The sequence below is a fragment of the Pseudomonas monsensis genome, assembly GCF_014268495.2.
In the GTDB taxonomy this organism is placed as follows: Bacteria; Pseudomonadota; Gammaproteobacteria; order Pseudomonadales; family Pseudomonadaceae; genus Aquipseudomonas; species Aquipseudomonas monsensis.
The window spans coordinates 4233731-4252708 of record NZ_CP077087.1; the positions used below are offsets into that span (position 1 = coordinate 4233731).

10 protein-coding genes are annotated in these 18978 nt (G+C 60.8%); 8 read left to right on the plus strand and 2 right to left on the minus strand.

Annotated features, from left to right (window positions below):
• Positions 1–267 precede the first annotated feature (267 nt).
• From HV782_RS18620 to HV782_RS18655, 8 genes are all read left to right on the plus strand, one after another.
• Positions 268–1272, plus strand: coding sequence for a fimbrial protein (locus HV782_RS18620; RefSeq protein WP_186744379.1), 1005 nt, complete (start codon positions 268–270; stop codon positions 1270–1272).
• 94 nt (positions 1273–1366) lie between these two features.
• Positions 1367–4180: an ATP-binding protein gene (locus HV782_RS18625; protein WP_186744381.1), complete on the plus strand. Its 2814-nt coding sequence runs from the start codon at positions 1367–1369 to the stop codon at positions 4178–4180.
• Positions 4167–5354: a response regulator cyclic di-GMP phosphodiesterase PvrR gene (gene pvrR / locus HV782_RS18630; RefSeq protein WP_186744383.1), complete on the plus strand. Its 1188-nt coding sequence runs from the start codon at positions 4167–4169 to the stop codon at positions 5352–5354. Before HV782_RS18625 ends, pvrR begins: the two co-directional genes overlap by 14 nt.
• A gap of 86 nt (positions 5355–5440) precedes the next feature.
• Positions 5441–8608 carry a hybrid sensor histidine kinase/response regulator gene (locus HV782_RS18635; protein ID WP_186744385.1) on the plus strand — a complete coding sequence of 1056 codons (3168 nt, stop codon included), beginning with the start codon at positions 5441–5443 and terminating at the stop codon, positions 8606–8608.
• A 22-nt stretch (positions 8609–8630) separates the two neighbouring features.
• A complete protein-coding gene (locus tag HV782_RS18640; protein WP_123462406.1) occupies positions 8631–9278 on the plus strand; it encodes a response regulator in 648 nt (215 codons plus the stop codon).
• A gap of 109 nt (positions 9279–9387) precedes the next feature.
• Positions 9388–9987 carry a fimbrial protein gene (locus tag HV782_RS18645; protein ID WP_186744388.1) on the plus strand — a complete coding sequence of 200 codons (600 nt, stop codon included), beginning with the start codon at positions 9388–9390 and terminating at the stop codon, positions 9985–9987.
• A gap of 72 nt (positions 9988–10059) precedes the next feature.
• A complete protein-coding gene (locus HV782_RS18650) occupies positions 10060–10809 on the plus strand; it encodes a fimbrial biogenesis chaperone (RefSeq protein ID WP_186744390.1) in 750 nt (249 codons plus the stop codon).
• Positions 10810–10894: 85 nt separating this feature from the next.
• The gene (locus HV782_RS18655) at positions 10895–13405 is read left to right on the plus strand and encodes a fimbria/pilus outer membrane usher protein (RefSeq protein ID WP_186744392.1); all 2511 of its coding nucleotides are present in this window, start codon (positions 10895–10897) and stop codon (positions 13403–13405) included.
• Between the two features lie 165 nt (positions 13406–13570).
• On the opposite strand, the gene HV782_RS18660 is transcribed toward HV782_RS18655, so the two are convergent.
• Together HV782_RS18660 and HV782_RS18665 are read right to left on the minus strand one after the other, a co-directional pair.
• Positions 13571–17245, minus strand: a complete 3675-nt coding sequence (locus HV782_RS18660; protein ID WP_186744394.1) for a translocation/assembly module TamB domain-containing protein — start codon at positions 17243–17245, stop codon at positions 13571–13573.
• Positions 17242–18969, minus strand: a complete 1728-nt coding sequence (locus HV782_RS18665) for an autotransporter assembly complex protein TamA (protein WP_186744396.1) — start codon at positions 18967–18969, stop codon at positions 17242–17244. The genes HV782_RS18660 and HV782_RS18665 overlap by 4 nt, the downstream gene beginning before the upstream one ends.
• Between the last annotated feature and the right edge of the window lie 9 nt (positions 18970–18978).

The following is an 18978-nucleotide window of genomic DNA, read 5'->3' on the forward strand; positions in this document are numbered from 1 at the left end:
GCCTAGGCAGCGAATGTCAACGTAATAGTTAGGGGGCTTGGTAATTAGTTGACCAGTGGGCTGGGTTTTTGTGGCGCATAGAAGAAGGCCATCGCGAGCAGGCTTCGCCTACGGGGGGAACGCATTCCACATTTAGGAGTGAGCCTGCTCGCGATGGCCGCGACACGGTGCAAAGGAAGAGATGCTTTCTAAGAATCGCCTGATGTCTACAACCAGACGGCGTGTTTAACGTACGCAATTCATTGGCCGATTACGTAAACCCTCTTCATGAAACGTTTCAAACTCCAGCGCCCGCTCAAGCTAACGAAATTGATTCACACGCTATGTCTGTCGTTACTTTTCGCGCCCAGCTACGCGGGCGCGGCTAATTGCTCGTTCTTCCCGGGTCATCATCAAACAACTATCACTATGCAAATACCAGCTACCCTTTCGATCCCCCGTGACACACCTAACGGCACCGTAATATATGAAAGTCCTTCATTAACACTTGGACCTACGCCCAGCTCGTATAGATGTACGAACGAATTTTCATATGGTATTCAGAACAACGTCGGTGTGTCTAAATCGGGCGACCTTGTTTACGCAATCGGAAACACCGGGCTCGCATGGCAGTGGTCCTTCAGAGACGATGTAGCGATACCCATTTATCCGGGTATTCGCCGACAAGCGGGCGGATACGGATGGGACACCACAAGACACGTGCTACGGCTATTCAAAATAGCGGATGTAGTCGATGTACAGAAAATCCCGGCAGGAACACTTGGGACTTTCCATGCAGATGGTGTATCACCACTAGCAATGGCGACCAATGGCACAACGATTGTGCCTCAATCCTGTGAAACGCCTGACATCAAAGTAGACATGGGGTCGCATGACATGAGTAGCTTTGCCCACAACGGCGCATATTCTGAGCCGGTCAAATTTGACATCAGCCTTAACAACTGTCCGCCAGGCATAAAAAAGGTAACTTATACACTCAAGCCTACCCTGACTTCTCCCTCGCAAAATTCCACAAGAGGTATCGTAAAGCTGAGTGCAGATTCGACTGCTCAGGGTGTGGCTTTGCAAGTACTCAATAGCGATGGAAACCCCTTAGTCTTACATCAAAGCTATGTATTCGCGGACTATTCCTCTGCGGGAGGCAACTTGAAGATCCCCCTGAGCGCTCGTTACTTTCGCGTCGCTGAAACAGGTGGCAATGGTGGGTTCGACAAGGGCATGCGCGCCGGAACAGCTAACGCAACGATTGCATTTGTCATGAGTTACCTTTGAATCCATTGATGCGTTGCTATAGCCAATTGTTCGCGCAGCCCTCTTTAAGAATCGTCTGATTTTCATCATGCCCGGCCGCTCCTAATGTGCCGGGATGCGATTGAAGAACTACCTCCACCAGATCAGCCCGGTCTTGTCCACGCCCCACGCTGCGCGACGCCTGTTGCGCATTTTCGCGCTGGTGCTGCTGCTGGGCATTCTCGGCGGCGTGTACAGCTTTCTGCTGTTCACCTTCAACAATGAAGTCTCCCAGCGGCGCAGCTATATGAGCAGCGCGATTGCTGAAGCGCATACCTTTTTCACCACCCGTGAAGCACTGCTCGAAAGCCTGAGCCTGTCGGCCACGCGCATGGCCAACATGGATTTGCCGGTCTCCGAGGAAGAGATCCGCCTGCTGCTCGGGCAAGCGCCGGGGCAGCAATGGAGCATCTGGCTGACCCGACGCATGCGCGATTACCTCAAGGCCCGGCAGCTCAACCTGGTCTACGTCAGCAGCGGCCCCCGGACCCAAGTGTTGCGCCTGTACAACGCAACCGCGGTGATCGGCCGTTTCCCCGAGACCATGCTCGAACAACTGCAGACCCTCAAGCACCACGACAGCGGCAACATCAAAGAACTCTGGCTGACCCATGCCGCCGACGGCCACTCGCAGCTATACATCTTCATTCGTCTAGACGCGCGCGACATCAACTCCGGCTGGCTCGGCCTGGAAATGGACGACCGCGAAGTCTCCAGCGCCCTGAGCGACCACAGTGCCGGCGAGTTCACCATGTTCAACTCGCAAGGCATGCCGCTGTTCAGCAACAGCCACAAGCCGCCGCCCGGGCAGAACCTGCCGCTGCTGCGGCAACAGGACTTCTTCGGGTTTGTCGGAGACGGGTGGCTGCCCGAGCAACTGGTGCTGCGCAAGCAACTGAAATCATCCGACTGGCAACTCACCTACTCCATCGACTTACTCGCGGTGCTGTGGGCGCTGTGGCCACAAATGCTCGGTGCGTTGCTGTTCTGCTTGCTGAGTATCAGCCTGGTATGCCTGCTGACCCGGCGCCTGGAGCACCGCGTGATCAACCCGGCGATTCACCGGATCCAGGCGCTGGTGGAAAGCGAGCTGTTCAGCCGCGACGTGATCCAGACCGCCCCGGTGGCGCTCTGCGTGCTGCGCCGTAGCGACGGTCAGGTAGTGCTGGAAAACACCCTCGCCCGGCAATGGCTGGGCACCTGTGGCGAGCAACTGGGCGCCGGTTGGATTCGCGATGCCTTCGATGCTGCCGAGCCGTTCCTGACGGATTACTTCGAGACCGCCGACGGCCGCCACCTTTACCTGAGCTGCGCACCGACTCGTTACAAGGGTGAAGACGTGTTGCTGTGTGCGTTCAGCGACATCAGTGCGCGCCGACAAATCGAAGCCGCGCTGGAACAGGCGCGCCAATCGGCCGATGCGGCCAACGAGGCCAAGACCTTGTTCCTCGCCACCATGAGCCACGAAATCCGCACCCCGCTGTACGGCGTGCTCGGCACTCTGGAATTGCTCGCGCGTACGCAACTCGATAGCCAACAGAAAAGTTACCTGCAAGCCATCGAAGGTTCGTCCGCCACGTTGCTGCAATTGATCTGCGACGTGCTCGATGTATCGAAGATCGAGGCCGGGCAACTGGCGCTGGAACTGAGTGAGTTTTGCCCGGCGACGCTGGTGCAGGAAGTGGTCCAGGGTTACGCGGCGGCGGCGCAGAGCAAAGGCCTGCAACTGTATGCCTGCCTCCATCCAAAACTGCCGGACCGGCTGATCGGCGATGCCAGCCGCGTACGGCAGATCCTCAACAACCTGCTGAGCAACGCGGTCAAGTTCACCGACTCCGGACGCGTGGTGCTACGAGTCAGACTGCTCAGTCGCGAAGGCGAACGGGTGTGCCTGCAATGGCAAGTCTCGGACACTGGCAAAGGCATCGCCCATGAGGATCAGGCGTTCATTTTCGAACCGTTCTACCAGACCGAAGGCAACACCAACGTGGTGGCCGGCACGGGCCTGGGCCTGCCGATTTGCCAGCGTCTGACGCACTTGATGAATGGCACTCTGCGCATGGTCAGCGAGCCAGGACTGGGCAGCAGTTTTTCCCTGAGCGTGCCGCTGGAACAGCCCTCCTCCGGCGCATCCCCTGTCGCTTTGCCGACATTGGCCGCAAACAGCGTCTACGTGGTGTCGCCCATCCGCGAACTGGCCGACAGCCTCAGTGGCTGGTTGCGTCGCTGGGGAGCCCGCGCGCAAATCGGCGCACCTGACACCACCCAGCCCGACGCGACGGCTGTACTACTGGAGCTGCATCCCGCGCCCTTCGGACAACCGTCAAACCCGGCATGGCACGGGCCACGCGTGCTGGCCAGCAGCGACGGTGCCCACGAACCGCAGTTCAGCCGTGACGGCTGGAAGGTCAATCTGAACGATCTCGCGGCGATCCAGCGCGCGGTTCGCCAAGCTCAGGGCGGTCCGATCGCCCCGCATCCGCAGCACCAGGAACGCCATACGTTACGGCCATTGCACCTGCACATCCTGGTGGCAGAAGACAACGTCATCAACCAGTTGATCCTGCGCGATCAACTCGAAGAACTCGGCTGCTCGGTGGCGCTGGCCAACGATGGCGAAGAAGCCTTGTCGCTCTGGCGCAACGGCGCGTTCGACATCGTCCTCACCGACGTCAACATGCCCCGGCTCAACGGCTACGAACTGGCCGAGGCGCTGCGCCGTCAGGGCTGCACCACCCCGATCATCGGCGCCACCGCCAACGCGATGCGCGGTGAAGACGCCCTGTGCCTGGCCGCCGGGATGAATCACTGCCTGGTCAAACCTTTTACGCTGCGAGCCTTGTTCGCTGTCCTGGCTCCCTACGAACGAGTTGCTCATGAAGCCCTGTAGCCTTTTAATTGTCGAAGACCATCCCTTCCAACACCTGTATTTGCAGAGCCTGCTCAATGAGCTGGGCGTGTTCGACGTGGTCGGCGCCAGGGACGGCGAAGCGGCACTGGCCTGCCTGAAACAACGCGATTTCGACCTGGTACTCACCGACCTGCTGATGCCGGGCATGGACGGTGTGCAGTTCATTCAGGGCCTCGCCGCGCATCGGTCGCGCCCCGCGCTGGCGATCATGAGCGCCGCTTCCCGGCGCATGTTGATGGGCGCCAGCCTGGTGGCGAGCAATCTGCAAGTGAAAGTGATCGGGCTGATTTCCAAACCGGTGAACACGGCCGCCCTGCGCTGCCTGATCGATCAATTGCAGGCGCTGCGCCAGACGCCGCCGGCCGAGACCCGCGAAGGCATCGACCGCCAGAGTCTGTTGCAAGCGCTGGGCAATGGCGAACTGCACGCCTGGTTCCAGCCCAAGAAAGCCCTGAGCAATGGCCGGATCGTCGCCGCCGAGGCTCTGGTGCGCTGGATGCATCCCGAGCATGGCACGCTGTTACCCGGGGCATTCCTGTCGGCGCTGGTCGCCTGCAGCCTCGAGGAACGCCTGCTGTGGTGTGTGTTGGAGCAGGCGATTGCCGCGCAGATCGTCTGGCGCCAGCAAGGCTATGACATTCCGGTCTCGATCAACCTGCCCACTCACTTGCTCAACAGCCATGACCTGCCCGACCGCATCCACGCGTTCGTGCTGGCTCATCAAGGCTTGCCGGCACGCATCTGCTTCGAACTGATGGAGTGCTCGGTGCCCGACGACATCAGCAATTTCTACGCCGGTGCCTGCCGCTTGCGGATCAAAGGGTTCGAGCTGTCCCAGGATGATTTCGGCAAGGGCTACAGCTCGTACATGAACCTGGTCTCGGCGCCCTTCACTGAGTTGAAGATCGACCGCACGCTGGTGCAAGGCTGCAACGCCAATGAGGAATTGGCCCAGGCACTGACCAGCATTGTCAGCCTCGGTCGCCAGCTGGGGCTGACGGTGGTGGCTGAAGGTGTCGAGACCGCGCAAGAACTTGCTCTGTTGCGTAAAATCGACTGCACTCAGGTTCAGGGTTTCCTGATCTCCCACGCCGTGTCTGCGGATCAGTTCCAGCAATTGCTGACCCATGACGGGCCGGCGAACGCGTATTGACCCGCAAGCGGGTGTTGACGAATGTCATTTGCTTTCGAGGTCACTGTGTCCAAAGGCTCTCCCACCACTGCTGCCCAGGCTCGCTAATGCCACATCCCAATGCCTTGCTGGAAAAACTCGCCAGCAGTTCATCGCGCCTGAACAAGAGTTTGCTGGTGCTCGGCGCCCTGATGTTGCTGTTGCTGGGCATCAGCTACGTGGGGGTGACGCGGATGATCGAAGAGCGACGCGAAACCTTGCAGTTTCACTTTGCCCGGCTGATGGAGAATGTCCGCGAACAGGAAGTGTTCCTGCAGGATATCGCCCGGGAAAGCGCCAAGGGTGAGCGGCTGCCCTCTGCCCTATTGCCGCCCTACACACAAAGGCCTCTGCCCGATGAAGGGCCGGGAGTTTTTGAGGGCCGCGGCCTGCCGTTTTCGCTGCCCTACAGCCTGAAGATCAATCCGGACAGGATCGCCCCCAGCCAATACCCGAAAATCTTTGCCCTCGGCACCCATCTGGCCGCTTACTACAGCGCGTTCTGGTCAGCCTCGCACTATCAGTCGCCAGAGGTCGTGCTGATCAATGGTCCCGACAATTTTGATGTGGCCGTACCCTCTGCCGGGCGCTTGCGCGGTAACGAGCAGACGCAGATCGGCCATCTGGTCGAAGTGATGACCCAGGTGAACAAGCGCCTGCGCGGGCAGCGCTCGCCGCCGCCCGATCTTCAGGTGCACTGGGAACCCTATGTCTCTGCCGAGGATGACAAGAAAACGCCAACCCTGCTGGCCTACGTGAGTATCAATCTGGCCAGCACCGCGTTAACCGTCGAGGGCGCCGATACCTGGGTGGTATTGGGCTCTCTTATGAACCTGTCGCAGGTCAATAACATCGAGCGGCTGATGCAGTGGTCGATCTACGACGACTTCACCTTGATCACCCCACGTGGCGTAGTCTTGACCGGCGCCCTGAAACCCGACGAGGCGCTGAATGAAGGGGTGAATTTCAAGCGTGACGGCCTGGTGTTCAAACTGAGCAGCCCCGGCGAGCAACACTGGACGGCAATCTACTTCATCAGTGTGCGCAGTTTTCTCGATTACGCGCTGTGGCCGTTGCTGTGCCTGTTGGCGCTGGTGATCGCCGTGCTCGGTTGCAGTCGGGCGGTCAATCGCTGGTACCAGACCCGGGTCATTCTGCCGGCGCAAAGCGCGCACGCGAGCATCGCCGAGAGCGAAGCGTTCAGCCGCGCGGTGATCGACACCGCGCCAACCGGCCTGTGCGTGATCCGTCGCAGCGATCACCATGTGCTTCTGCAAAATCAGCGTGCCCAGCAGTGGCGTGACTACGGCCAGTTGATGAACCTGCTCACCTCGCGCACCGCCCCCGGCCACGCCGACCTTGAACTCGACGGGCGCCACCTGCACGTTGCTTTCGTGCCCACCCGTTATCAGGGGCAGGACGCCTGGTTGTGTGCGCTGCATGACGTGACCCGGCATGTCGAAGACGCGGCGGCGCTGGAAGATGCACGCCAGGCCGCCGACTCGGCGAACCAGGCCAAGAGCCGCTTCCTCGCGACCATGAGCCATGAGATTCGCACCCCGCTGTATGGCGTGCTGGGCACCCTGGAACTGCTCGGCCTGACCGCGCTCGCCCCGCGTCAGCAGGATTACCTGGACACCATCCAGCGCTCGTCCGTCACGTTGTTCCAGCTGATCAGCGATGTGCTGGACGTGTCGAAAATCGAAGCCGGACAGATGACCCTCGAACTGCAGGATTTCTGCCCGCTGGAATTGACCGAAGACACCGTGCGCACCTACAGCGCCTTCGCCCTTTCCAAGGGTCTGCAACTGTATGCCTGCATCGACGCGACGCTGCCGGACCGGCTACGCGGCGACCCGATACGGATTCGCCAGATCCTCAACAACCTGCTGAGCAACGCGATCAAGTTCACCGATAACGGTCGTGTGGTGCTGCGGGTACGGGTGCTGGAAAGTGTCGACGGTCGTGCCAATGTGCAATGGCAGGTCAGCGATTCGGGGGTGGGGATTTCCCAGGCGCAACAACAGCAATTGTTCGACCCGTTCTATCAGGTCAACGACGCCACCGAACAGGCTGGTGCCGGCCTCGGCCTGGCCATCTGCAAGTGGCTGTGCGAGTTGATGGCAGGCCAGTTGAACGTGGTCAGCGAACCGGGACTGGGCAGCAGTTTTACCCTGCAACTGGCACTGGAACACGCGCCCGGCGCATTGGCCGATTGCCCTGCGTTCAATCCCGGCATCCCCGCCGTTTATGTGCGCGCCCAGGTCACTGAGCTGGCACAGCACCTGATCGCCTGGCTCAACCGTTTCGGCCTCGACTGCCGTGCGCTGCCGGCCGATGCGCCCGGGTCATCGGCGCTGCTGGTGGAGCTCTCGCCACTGGCCAATACCACGCCGTGGCCCGGGTCACGGATCATCGCCACCGCAGGCGGCCCCAACCCGTCGCAGTTGCGCGGTGTCGAGCGGGAAGTCGATGCCGGCGATGTCCGGGCGATTGCCTGGGCGATTCATCAAACCCTGCATGGCGCCGGCAGCGCCAGGCAGCCGTTGCCGACGGAGAAGACCCGGCGCTTGAATCTGCACGTACTGGTGGCGGAAGACAACGTGATCAACTCGGCAATCATCAAAGAGCAACTGGAGGTGCTGGGCTGCACGGTAGTCGTCACGGCCAATGGCGAACAGGCGCTGGCGCAGTGGTCGCCGGGGCGCTTCGATCTGGTGCTGACCGACGTCAGCATGCCGATCATCAACGGCTACCAATTGGCAGAAGCATTGCGCCAACGGGACCAGACCGTGCCGATTATCGGCGTCACCGCCAACGCCCTGCGCGAAGAAGGCGAACGCTGCGCTGCGGTGGGCATGAACGCGTGGATGGTCAAACCGCTGAACCTTGCCACCCTGCGCGCGCACCTGGAAAAACACTGCAAGGTCGCGCTGCCGGAAGCCACCCCCGCGCCGATCCAGCTGTCGCCGAAAATGCGCGAACTATTTGTCACCACTCTGCGCCAGGACATACACACGACCCTGACGGCACTGGACAGCGCCGATGCCAATCGCGTGGCGCAGCAGTTGCACAGCATGGCCGGCGCGCTGGGTGCGGTGCAGGTCGAAGCCATGGCCACAGCGTTTGTCGAACTGGAGTGCCGTTTGCACGGCATGGCCGTGACCCGCGCCCTGGACCTGGAAGTCCGCCAGCATCTGGCTCGATTGAAAGATCTGTTGGATACCCTTGAATAATTTCACTCTGGATAAAGCAGCCATGGAAACCCTGAACGTAGTCATTGCCGATGACCATCCCATCGTTCTGCTGGGGGTACGCGAGCTGGTTGAGCGTGACCAGCGCTTTCGCGTGGTGGGCGAAGCCGTTTGCTCCAGCGAACTGATCAACCTGCTCGAAACCCGCCGGGTGGATCTGGTCATCACCGATTTCAACATGCCCGGCGACTCGACCTACGGCGATGGTCTGAAACTGGTGGACTACCTGACGCGGCACTACCCCGGCGTCCGCGTGCTGGTGCTGACGATGATTTCCAACCCATTGATCCTGACGCGCCTGCAAGAACTCGGGGTGCTGGCGATCATTCAGAAAAACCAGCTGCACAACGAAATCGAAACGGCGCTCAAGGCCATTGCCCGGGGTAATCCGGTACGCAGCAACGGACCGCCGCCGACTTCCGTGATTGTCGACAACGCTGACCTCGACGAACGCTTTACCCGACTGTCGCCCAAGGAGCACGAAATATTGCGTTTGTTTGTCTCGGGGCTGGGCGTCAGCGACATTGCCCGTGGGTTGAACAGAAGCGCCAAGACGATCAGCACTCAAAAGATATCGGCCATGCGCAAACTTGAAGTCAGCAGTGATCAGGACTTATTGGCTTATTGCATAGAACGCAACTTGTTTAACTAACAGATAATGACTTTCCAGTTAAAGACGACTTCTAGGAATCGTCTGATGTTCCAGCAAAAGTGCGCGCTATATCGTGTTGTTGTTTTAACCCCAACCATTGGAAAACAACATGAAAAAGCTGACTCGCGCACTTCTCGCCCTTTCGATCATTGCCGCCACGGGCAATGCGCTGGCAGAAGATCCACCGGCTCCGCCAGCACCAACCAAGGCCGGCAGCGGCACCATCAACTTCACCGGCACCATCAACAACGATGCCTGCTCGGTTGAAGGCGCCGGAAGCAACAAAACCATTTCGGTCAACATGGGCGAAGTGTCGATCAAGGACATGGGCACCGCCACTGCACCTAAAGGCAACGGCACCCTGAGCGCCGAAAACTTCGACATGAAGATCAACTGCAACGCCGGCACAAAAGTGGCGATGATTTTCGAACCGACCAAGGGCGCAGGCTCGGGCATCGTTGCCGGGACCAAAGTGCTGAAGCTGATCGACGGCCTGGGCGCTGCGAAGAACATCGGTATCGCCTTGCTCGACTCCAACGGCGCGTTGATCGACCTGAGCTCGCCGTCCACCGCGAAGATCGAAAATACCCTGCAAGACAGCAACACCACGCTGAAATTCTCGGCCGCCTACGTCACCACCGCCGACGTGGCAACCGCCGTTGCCGGTCGTGGCGACGCCACTCTGCCGTTCACGCTGCAATACGAATAACCCGCGCGAACACTCACGCCTGGTGCGGGGCCGATCGGCCCTGCACCCTCATTCAATTGCGCGGTACCCCCTATGTTTTATCGTCACTCATTATCCTTTTGTGCGGGCCTTTTGGGTCTGCTCGTGGCCAATCAGGCCATGGCCGGCATTTCCTTGAGCAGCACCCGTCTGGTCTTCGACGGCCAACACAAGGAAGCCGGGATCACCGTGCGTAACAGCGGTGCAGATGTACTGATTCAGTCGTGGATCGACACCGATTCCAGTGAAACCGCCGCGGTACCCTTTGCCGTCACGCCGCCCCTGGTGCGCGTCAGCGGCGACGAACAGCAGATCTTGCGGGTGATTTACGAAGGCGCGGGCATGCCGACCGACCGCGAGTCGGTGGTCTGGCTCAACGTGCAGGAAATTCCCCAGTCGGCGAAATCGGCCAACACTTTGCAACTGGCCGTGCGCCAGCGCATCAAGGTGTTCTTCCGCCCGCCGGCACTGAAAAACAACGCGTATCTAGCGCCGAGCGAATTGACCTGGCGCCTGGCCGAACGCGCCGGCAAACGAGTACTGCAGGTGAACAACCCGGGCCAGTATCACGTGTCGATTGCCGATATCACCCTGCAATCCGGCGCAGGCAGCGAACACCCTTTTGATTCGATGATGATCGCCCCCGGCGAACAGAAAGAGTTCAGCCTCAAACAACCTCACAACGCCAATACAGTGCGCTTGTTATTCAGCAGCATTAATGACTATGGCGCACAAGACCGTTACAGCGCGCAACTTTCGAACAATCTCGATGCCCGCGCCAGTTTGAATAAAGAAGCGCCATAACTTCCGTGCCGCTGCTACAGCCGCACTGTCACTGTATTTCTCTTCGCTCCGTTAGTTCGTTTCGGAGGTGATATAGGGTTCCTGCATGTTTTTACTCAAGCGCGACGGATTGGCGCCATTTTCGATTGCCCTGGTGTTCAGTTGCACCTGCCTGGCCGATGACGAAGAACAATTCAATACATCGTTTCTGCAAGGCGCGCCCTCCTCTGTTGACCTGCAATCGCTGCTCGCCAGCAGTCGCGTGTTACCCGGCATTTACCGGGTCGACCTCTACGGCAACGAGACCCTGGTCGGCCGTCGCGATATCGACTTCCGTCGCCACCCCGGCACGGGCAAGGTCGAGGCCTGCCTGACCCTGGAGATGGTGCAGCAATTGGGGGTCGATATCGGCCAACTGCAAGCCAGCGGCAAACTGGCCGCTGATGACTCCGACGCCTGCATCGACTTGCCCGCCCTGATCGATCATGCCAGCGTGCGTTACGACGTGCCGCGCCTGCGCCTGATGGTCAGCGTGCCGCAAAGCGCCATGGAGCGTGGCCGCCGTGGTTACGTCGACCCGGCGCTGTGGGACGAAGGCGTGCCCGCCGCATTCATCAACTACCAGTTGAGCAGCAGCCGCAACAGCACCCAGGCTGACAACACCCTGTCCAACAACCTCGGCTTGCGCAACGGGATCAACCTCGGTGGCTGGCGCTTGCGCAACGAGTCGAATTTCAACAGCAGCACCGGCCAGCCCAGCACGTTCAAGAGCAACCGCAGCTATCTGCAACATGACGTGACCGCACTCAAAGGCCAGTTCAGCGCCGGGGATATTTTCTCCGATGCCGACCTGTTCGACAGCGTGCGCTATCGCGGCTTGAAACTGGCGTCCGACGACGGCATGCGTGCCGACAGCGAGCGCGGTTATGCGCCAGTGATTCGCGGCATTGCGCAGTCCAGTGCGACCGTGGAGATTCGCCAGAACGACTACATCCTCTACACCGCCAACGTGCCGCCGGGGCCGTTCGAGATCAGCGATATCTACCCCAGCGGTTCCAATGGCGACCTGGAAGTGACGATTATCGAAGCCGATGGTCGACGCCGGGTGACGGTGCAAGCATTTTCCAGCCTGCCGATCATGGTCCGTCAGGGCCAGTTGAAGTACAGCGTCTCGGCCGGCCAGTACAACAGCAACAGCGAGGATCAGCAGACCCCGCAGTTTGTCAGCAGCACACTGGCGTATGGCATCAGCAGCAACTTGTCCGGGATCGTCGGTGTGCAGGCCACGGACAATTTCAAGGCGTTGTCCGTCGGGGCCGGTCGCAATACTGCCATCGGTGCGATCTCACTGGACTTGACCCACTCCATGAGCAACACCTTCGCCGAAACGGTCACCGGTAACAGCTTGCGCGCGCTGTATGCGAAGACGTTCACCGGCACCGACACCAACTTCACCCTCGCCGCCTACCGTTACTCGACCGAGGGCTATCGCACCCTCACCGAGCACGTCGAGGAGTTGAGCCGCGATGGCCAGCAACGCAGCGGCAACTCGAAAACCCGCACCGACCTGACCGTCAACCAGAGCCTGGGGCGCAACCAGGAATTTGGCAGCGTCTACGTGAATGCCAGCGACCAGCGTTATTGGGGACGCGGCGGTTCGCAAAGCCTGTCGGCCGGTTACAGCAACTATTGGGGGGATGTGAGTTACAACATCGGCGCCACCTACTCCAAAGATGTCGGCAATTACGGCCCGGCGAACAACGACACGCTGGTCAACCTGTCCGTGTCGTTCCCGCTGGGTTCCAAGCCCCGTGCACCACGGGCCTTTGTCTCGGCCAGCACGCAGAAATCCAGCGACACCACGCAAATGGGCATCAATGGCTATCTGTCGGAAGACAGCGACACCTATTACTCGGTACAAGCCGGCAACAGCAGCACCGGCGGCAGCTCTGGGTCGGTCAACCTCAGCACTCGCACCTCGGTGATGGATATCAGTGCCGGCTACAGTCAGGGACGCGGCTACAACTCGCAGAACCTTAACCTGGCAGGTTCGATCGTCGGCCACGGCGGCGGGGTCAACCTGGGACAAACCGTGGGCGAGACATTCGCGCTGGCGCAGGTCGAAGGCGTGGAAGGGGTGAAAATCGGCAGTTTCAGCGGGGCCAAGACCGGCAGTAACGGCTTCGCCGTGGTGCCCAATGCGCAGCCCTATCGCGTGAACTGGATCAACCTCGACACCCGCGATCTGGGCGGCGATATCGAGATCGACAATGCGACCCGGCAAGTGGTGCCACGCCGTGGTGCGGTGGTGCTGGCGCGTTACACCAGCAAGACCGGACGCCGCGTGCAGTTCGCCTTGTTCGACGCGCAACACCAGCCGATCCCGTTTGGCGCCTCGCTGGAGGACAGCGCCGGCAAGCAACTGGCGATCTCCGACCCGGGCGGCAAGGCACTGGCGCTGGTGGAAGCCGACGCCGGTACCCTGACCATCAACTGGCAGAACCAGCGCTGCGAAGCGCCTTATGCCTTGCCGGAACGCAACAAGGCGCTGAACTACGAGCGGGTGGCGCTGGTGTGTCGCCCGACAACCTCTGAGAAATCAGCGGATCTCCAGTAACCCTTCGTCTGCGCCCACCAGCGATTGCGCCTCAGAGGACGCCATCGCTGGCAAGCCAGCTCCCACAGGGTCCTTGCCGGGCACAACATTCAGGTGCGCCGGACAGACTTGTGGGAGCTGGCTTGCCAGCGATGACAGCGACCCGATTCAAGAAGCAAGCGCGATCTAGAAATCGCGCTTGTAGAAGATATCCAGCGAACTGGCGACACCGCTGGCCGCTTCCAGATAGACCTTCTTGCTCAGCTTGTAACGCAGCGCAATGGTACTGGCCGGTTCGAACACGCCGACGCCATAACGCAAACTGAGCTTCTCGGAAATGTTGCCACTGGCGACCACGCTGGTGGTGTTGCCACTGCCTTGGGTGTCGAGCTGGAAGTCCTGAATGCCCAGGTCCTTGGCCAGCCCGCTGGTCACCCCGGAACTGCCCATCAGGCCTAGCCCCAACGCCGCTTGCGCGAGCATGTTGTTGTCTTCGCCGTTGGTGCTCAGCGGCCGCCCGAGGACCAGATACGACAACGCCTGCTCCTGGCTCATGGCCGGCTCGGAGAAGATCTGCGTGGTCGGCTGCTCGGCGCTGCCGCTCAGGCGAATACCGGCGATCACGTCATCGGTCTGGCGAATCGCTTCGATGTCCAGATACGGCTGATCGATGGGGCCGGCGAACAACAGACGCGCACGGCGCACGTTCAGGCGCTGGCCGTAGGCGCGGTATCGGCCGTCGTTGAGCCACAGTTCGCCGCGGGTGTCCATGTTGTCGCCGATGTGCACGTGACCTTGCAGGTTGGCGGTCAGGCCGAAGCCGGCAAAACTCAGTTTGTCTTCGCCGACCACCACGTCGATGTCCATTTTCATCGCCATCGGCGGCTTGCCCTCTTCGGTCTGCGCACCGACGATGATCGTGTCGTCGGAGACTTTCACCGTCGAGGGCGGCAGTTCGCGCACAGTGATTTCGCCTCTCGGCACCTGCACCTTGCCGGCAATTTTCAACTCGTCGCCGGCCATGGAAATCTTCAGGTCCGGTGCTACTTCCAGCTTGGCGTAGGGCTCGACGGTGACCGGCAACTGCGTGCCTTTCAACGCCAGATCGACCATCAGCGCCTGGCCCCAGGCGACGTTGCCGTTGAGGCTGCCCTGGCCGGTCTTGCCGCTCTTCCAGCCACCGTCGAGGCGCACCGCTTCACCGGCGATCACCGCTTGCAGTTGCAGATCCTTCAGTTCCAGCGGCAACTCGGCGCCGGAGACTTCGCCGTCGCTGAGTTTCACCGTGCCGTTGACCAGCGGCGCCAGCAGCCCGCCGGAAATCGTGCCACTGCCGTTCAAGTGCCCGGTGAGCTTTTCGACCATCGGTACAAACGGCCGCGCCACCGACAGATCCAGCCCGCTAAGACGGAACGAGCCGCTCAGCGGTTTGTTCTTTGGCAGTGGATTGAGCTGGGCCTGCACCATCAGTTCGCCAAGCTTGCCGCCGACGAAGTTCAGGTCTGTGTCGATGCGCTTCGGTGTGAGTTTGCTGGTGAGTTTCAGGGTCTGGTACGGAAAGTCCAGCCACTGATCCTTTTCCTTCATGCGCAAAGTGCCGCCGCTGGCGTCGATACTGACCACGCCGTTCGGGCCGCTGGCCGGCAGGTCCAGTTGCAGGTCGGCGTTGAGCTTGCCCTGCCAGGCGAAATCCTTCGGCAACCATTGCGCGAGGCTTTCGATCGGGAATTGCTTGAGGTGGTAGCGCAATTTCGGCTCGGGCAGCAGCCGCTGGTCTTCACCGCACAGGCTGGCATTGCCGGACATCCAGCAATGCGCGCCGAAGTTGATCTTGCCGTCAGCCAGGCGTTCGAGCCTGGCCGGGTTTTGCAGTTTCCAGTCCTGCCCACCGGCCTGAATGTCACCACTGGCCAGACGTCCGCGCCAGTTGCCCTTGTCCAGATTGCCGTCCAGCCCCAAGGCCAGTTTCAGTTTCGGCCCGATCAGGTCGAGGTTGAGCTTCTGGCTTTTGATGTCGCCCTGGGCGCTGGCGGTCAACACGCCGAGGTTAGTGTCGCCGGCCTGAATCCCGCTGCCCTTCAGATCGACCTTCGCCCGTTGCGCATTGTCGAGGCTGGCATCGAGGTTGAGGCTTTGCAGGCGATTGTCCTGGAATGCCAGTTGCGCACCTTGCAGGTCGAGCTTGCCTTGCGGTGCTTTCAGCGTACCGGCGACGTTGACCTGGCCAGTGACCTGCCCGCGCAGCTGCGGCCAGAGCTGGGCCAGCCGTGTCAGCTTGATGTCGATCTGCCCGGTGAGTTTCTGTTGCAGGCTGCCCTTGCCGTTGATGCTGTTGTCACCGAGGCGGATTTGCAGGGCGTTGAGGTTCCATTGCTCGCCGGCACCGTCAGCCTTGGCTTGCAGGATCGCCGGCTGACCGCGCAGTTTGCCTTTCAAGTCGAGGTCGGCGGTCAGGCTCAGGCGCTCGTTCTTCATCTCGCCTTTACTTTTCAGCGGTCCAGCTAATGTGCCCGGCAACTCGGCGACCCAGTACGCCGGGTTCAACGCTGACAGTTCTAGCGCAGTGTCCCAGGCGATGCCGTCGGCGAACTGCACGTTCACATGCCCCTCGGCCTTGCCCTGCCCGGCTTCCATTTTCAGTTGCGGCAAAGCGATCTGTTTCAGGCTGCCGCTGAACGGACTGCTCAGGCTGAACGCCCCCGCCGGGCCATCCAGTGCGGCGGCGAAGTTACCGATGTATTGACCGTCGGTGTAGGAGACTTCGCCAGTGAAGGTACGCAAGGCGACTTGCGGCTCGTCAATCTCGGAATACAGCCGATGCCACGGAAAATCCTGCCAATTGATGTTGGCCTGAGCCGTGAGGCCTTTGCTCCAGTCGACGCTGCCGGTGAGTGCGAGGCTTTGTTTGTCGTTGGCCGTCAGGTCGAGGCCGGCGATCTGCGCACCGCTGGCGTCGACCTTGCCTTTGAGCAGCAGCGCCACCGGGCCTTTGTCGGCGGGCAACGTGGCATTGCCGTTTAGCTGATAGCCGTTTTTCAGGTCACCTTCGCCGGTCAGTACCAATTGATTGAGTTGCAGGGTGTCCGGCAGATCAGCGCTCGGTTTGAACGCCTCCGCAGTGATGCGCACCTTGGCCGGCAGGTTTTCCGCCAGCGGTTGCAGCTCGCCGTTCAACTGGCCATCGAGGTAACCGCGGCTGTCGGCATGCAGTTTGAGGGTTTTCAGCAGGTCGCCGTCAACCTTGAGCGCCAGCGTCCAGGGGCTTGTGCCGACCGATGGCAGGCTCAGGTCGCCGGCGATGTTCAACGGCCAGTTGCCGGTCGGTTGCAGCAGGCCGGAGAGGTTCAGACTCAGATCGTCGCGTTGCAGTTTGACGCTGTCGATCTGCATCCCCTTGGCGGTCCAGTGCGCCGCCAGTTGCAGGCCCTTGAGCTGCTCGCTGCCGTTGAACAGCAGGCTGCCGACTTGCACGTCACCGAGTTCGATAGCCACCGGCAGTTGCAGGTCCGGCAGTTTGATCGGGCCACTGTCAGTCGTCTCCTCGCTCGGCGGGAATTGCAGAATGACCTGATCCGCCTTGAGCTGGTCGATGCACAGGGTCATGCGGGTCAGGCACAGCGGCGACCAGGCGAAGATCGGCTTGTCCAGCTCGACCCGACTGCTGTCCTGCTGCCATGCCAGATGATCGGCGCTCCACTGCCCGCCGAGGCGGCCCTGGAAATTCTCCACGCTCAGACCGGGCATCCACCCCAGCGCCCAGCGACTGCCCGCTTGGGTGCCGAGCACGGCGCTGATGCTCAAGACAATCAACAGCAGCAGCGCCAACAGCACCACTGCGGATATTTTCAAACCACGCTTCACAGCTCAGGCCCCATGGAAAAGTGCAGCCGGATGCCGCCATCGTCGTCCAGCGCGTGGGCCAGGTCGAGGCGGATCGGCCCCACCGGCGAGACCCAGCGCACACCGATACCGACCCCGGTCTTGAGGTTCGGCAGTTCGAGTTTGTTGAAGGAGTTGCCCTGGTCGACGAAGGTCGCCACCCGCCATTTCTCGGCGATCGAATATTGATACTCGACGCTGCCGGCGACCATGTAGCGCCCGCCGATACGGTCGCCCTTGGCGTTTTCCGGGGACAGGCTCTGGTAGTCGTAACCGCGCACGCTCTGGTCACCACCGGCGAAGAAGCGCAGCGACGGCGGTACCGAGTTGTAGCCGTTGGTGGCACTGCCGCCGACCTGCACCCGCCCGAGGAAGCGATGGTTGTCGAATACGGTGGTCAGGCCTTTGATCAACGCGGTGCCATAGAGCAGGTTGTTGTCCGAGCCGAGGCCTTCCTTCGCCACTTTGCTTTCAAACGTCAGGCGATAGCCATTGTGCGGGTCGATGCGGTTGTCGCTTTTCAGGTACGAGTAACTGATACCGGGCATCAGCAAGGTGCTGAGACCGGAGTCGTCACCGAGCTGGTATTCCTCACGCTGCCATTTCAACGAAATGACCCGCTGCCAGCCGCTGGGCAGCTTGCTGTGCCATTCCGGGCCGAACGTCAGCAGCTTGCTCAGGGTGTCGGAACCGTCGATGTCTTCATATTGATAACCGCCGGCCCAGCGCAGTTTGTCGGTCAGCGGCGGGTCGAGCGGGATGTCATAGAACAGCCCGACGTTCTGCCGTGGTGCCGACAGTTCGGCTTCCCAGCCGTAGCTGTCGCCTTGCGGATTGACCCAGTGGCGGGTCCAGTTGGCCTTGATCCGTGGGCCGACGTCGGTCGAATAACCGAGGCCCAGGCCCATGGTGCGCGGCTTGCGCGTGTCGAGTTTGACGTCCACCGGAATCACGTCGTTCTTCGCCGCCGTGGGCGCGGCATCAACGCGCACGCCTTCGAAATAACCGCTCGATTGCAGGTCGCGGTTGAGTTCGGCAATCAACTCGGAGTCATACGGTTCGCCTTCCTTGAACGGCACCATGCGTTGCAGCAGGTCTTCGTCGAACGGTGTGTCGCCTTCGAATTTGACTTTGCCCAGTGCATAGCGCGGGCCGCTGTCGTAGATCAGTTCGATGTCGGCCACCCCCGCGCGCGGGTCGACCATGAGTTTCTGGCTGGTGAAATGGCCGCTGAAAAAGCCGAAACGCGAGGCCTGGTTCTGGATCAGCCGTTTGGCGTCTTCGTAGCGACCATGGTTGAGCACCGCGCCGGACTTGAGCACGTCGCTGTTCGGTACACGAAAGGATTTGAGAGCGGCCGCCGGGCCGTCGACACGGATGGTGACGTTACGCAGGCGAATCGGCTCGCCGGGATCAATTTTCAGCACAAGCCGCGGTTTTTCCCCGCCCTTGACGTCGCTGTCGATCTGCGGCTGGTAGTAGCCCAAGGCCTGGGCGGCCTTGCGCGCCTGCTCCTCGGCACCGCGACTGAAGCGCAGCAACGCTGCTTCGTCACGATCGCCGAGGCTGCCGATATAGCCCTCTATATTGGCCTTCAGTTCATCGTTGGACGGTTTGATCCGCACATCCAATTCACTTTGCGCCAGCGCCGCGCAGCTGGTTAACAGCATGAGCACGCCACTGGTAAATCTTCCTGGAAACTTCATAGGCGCGGA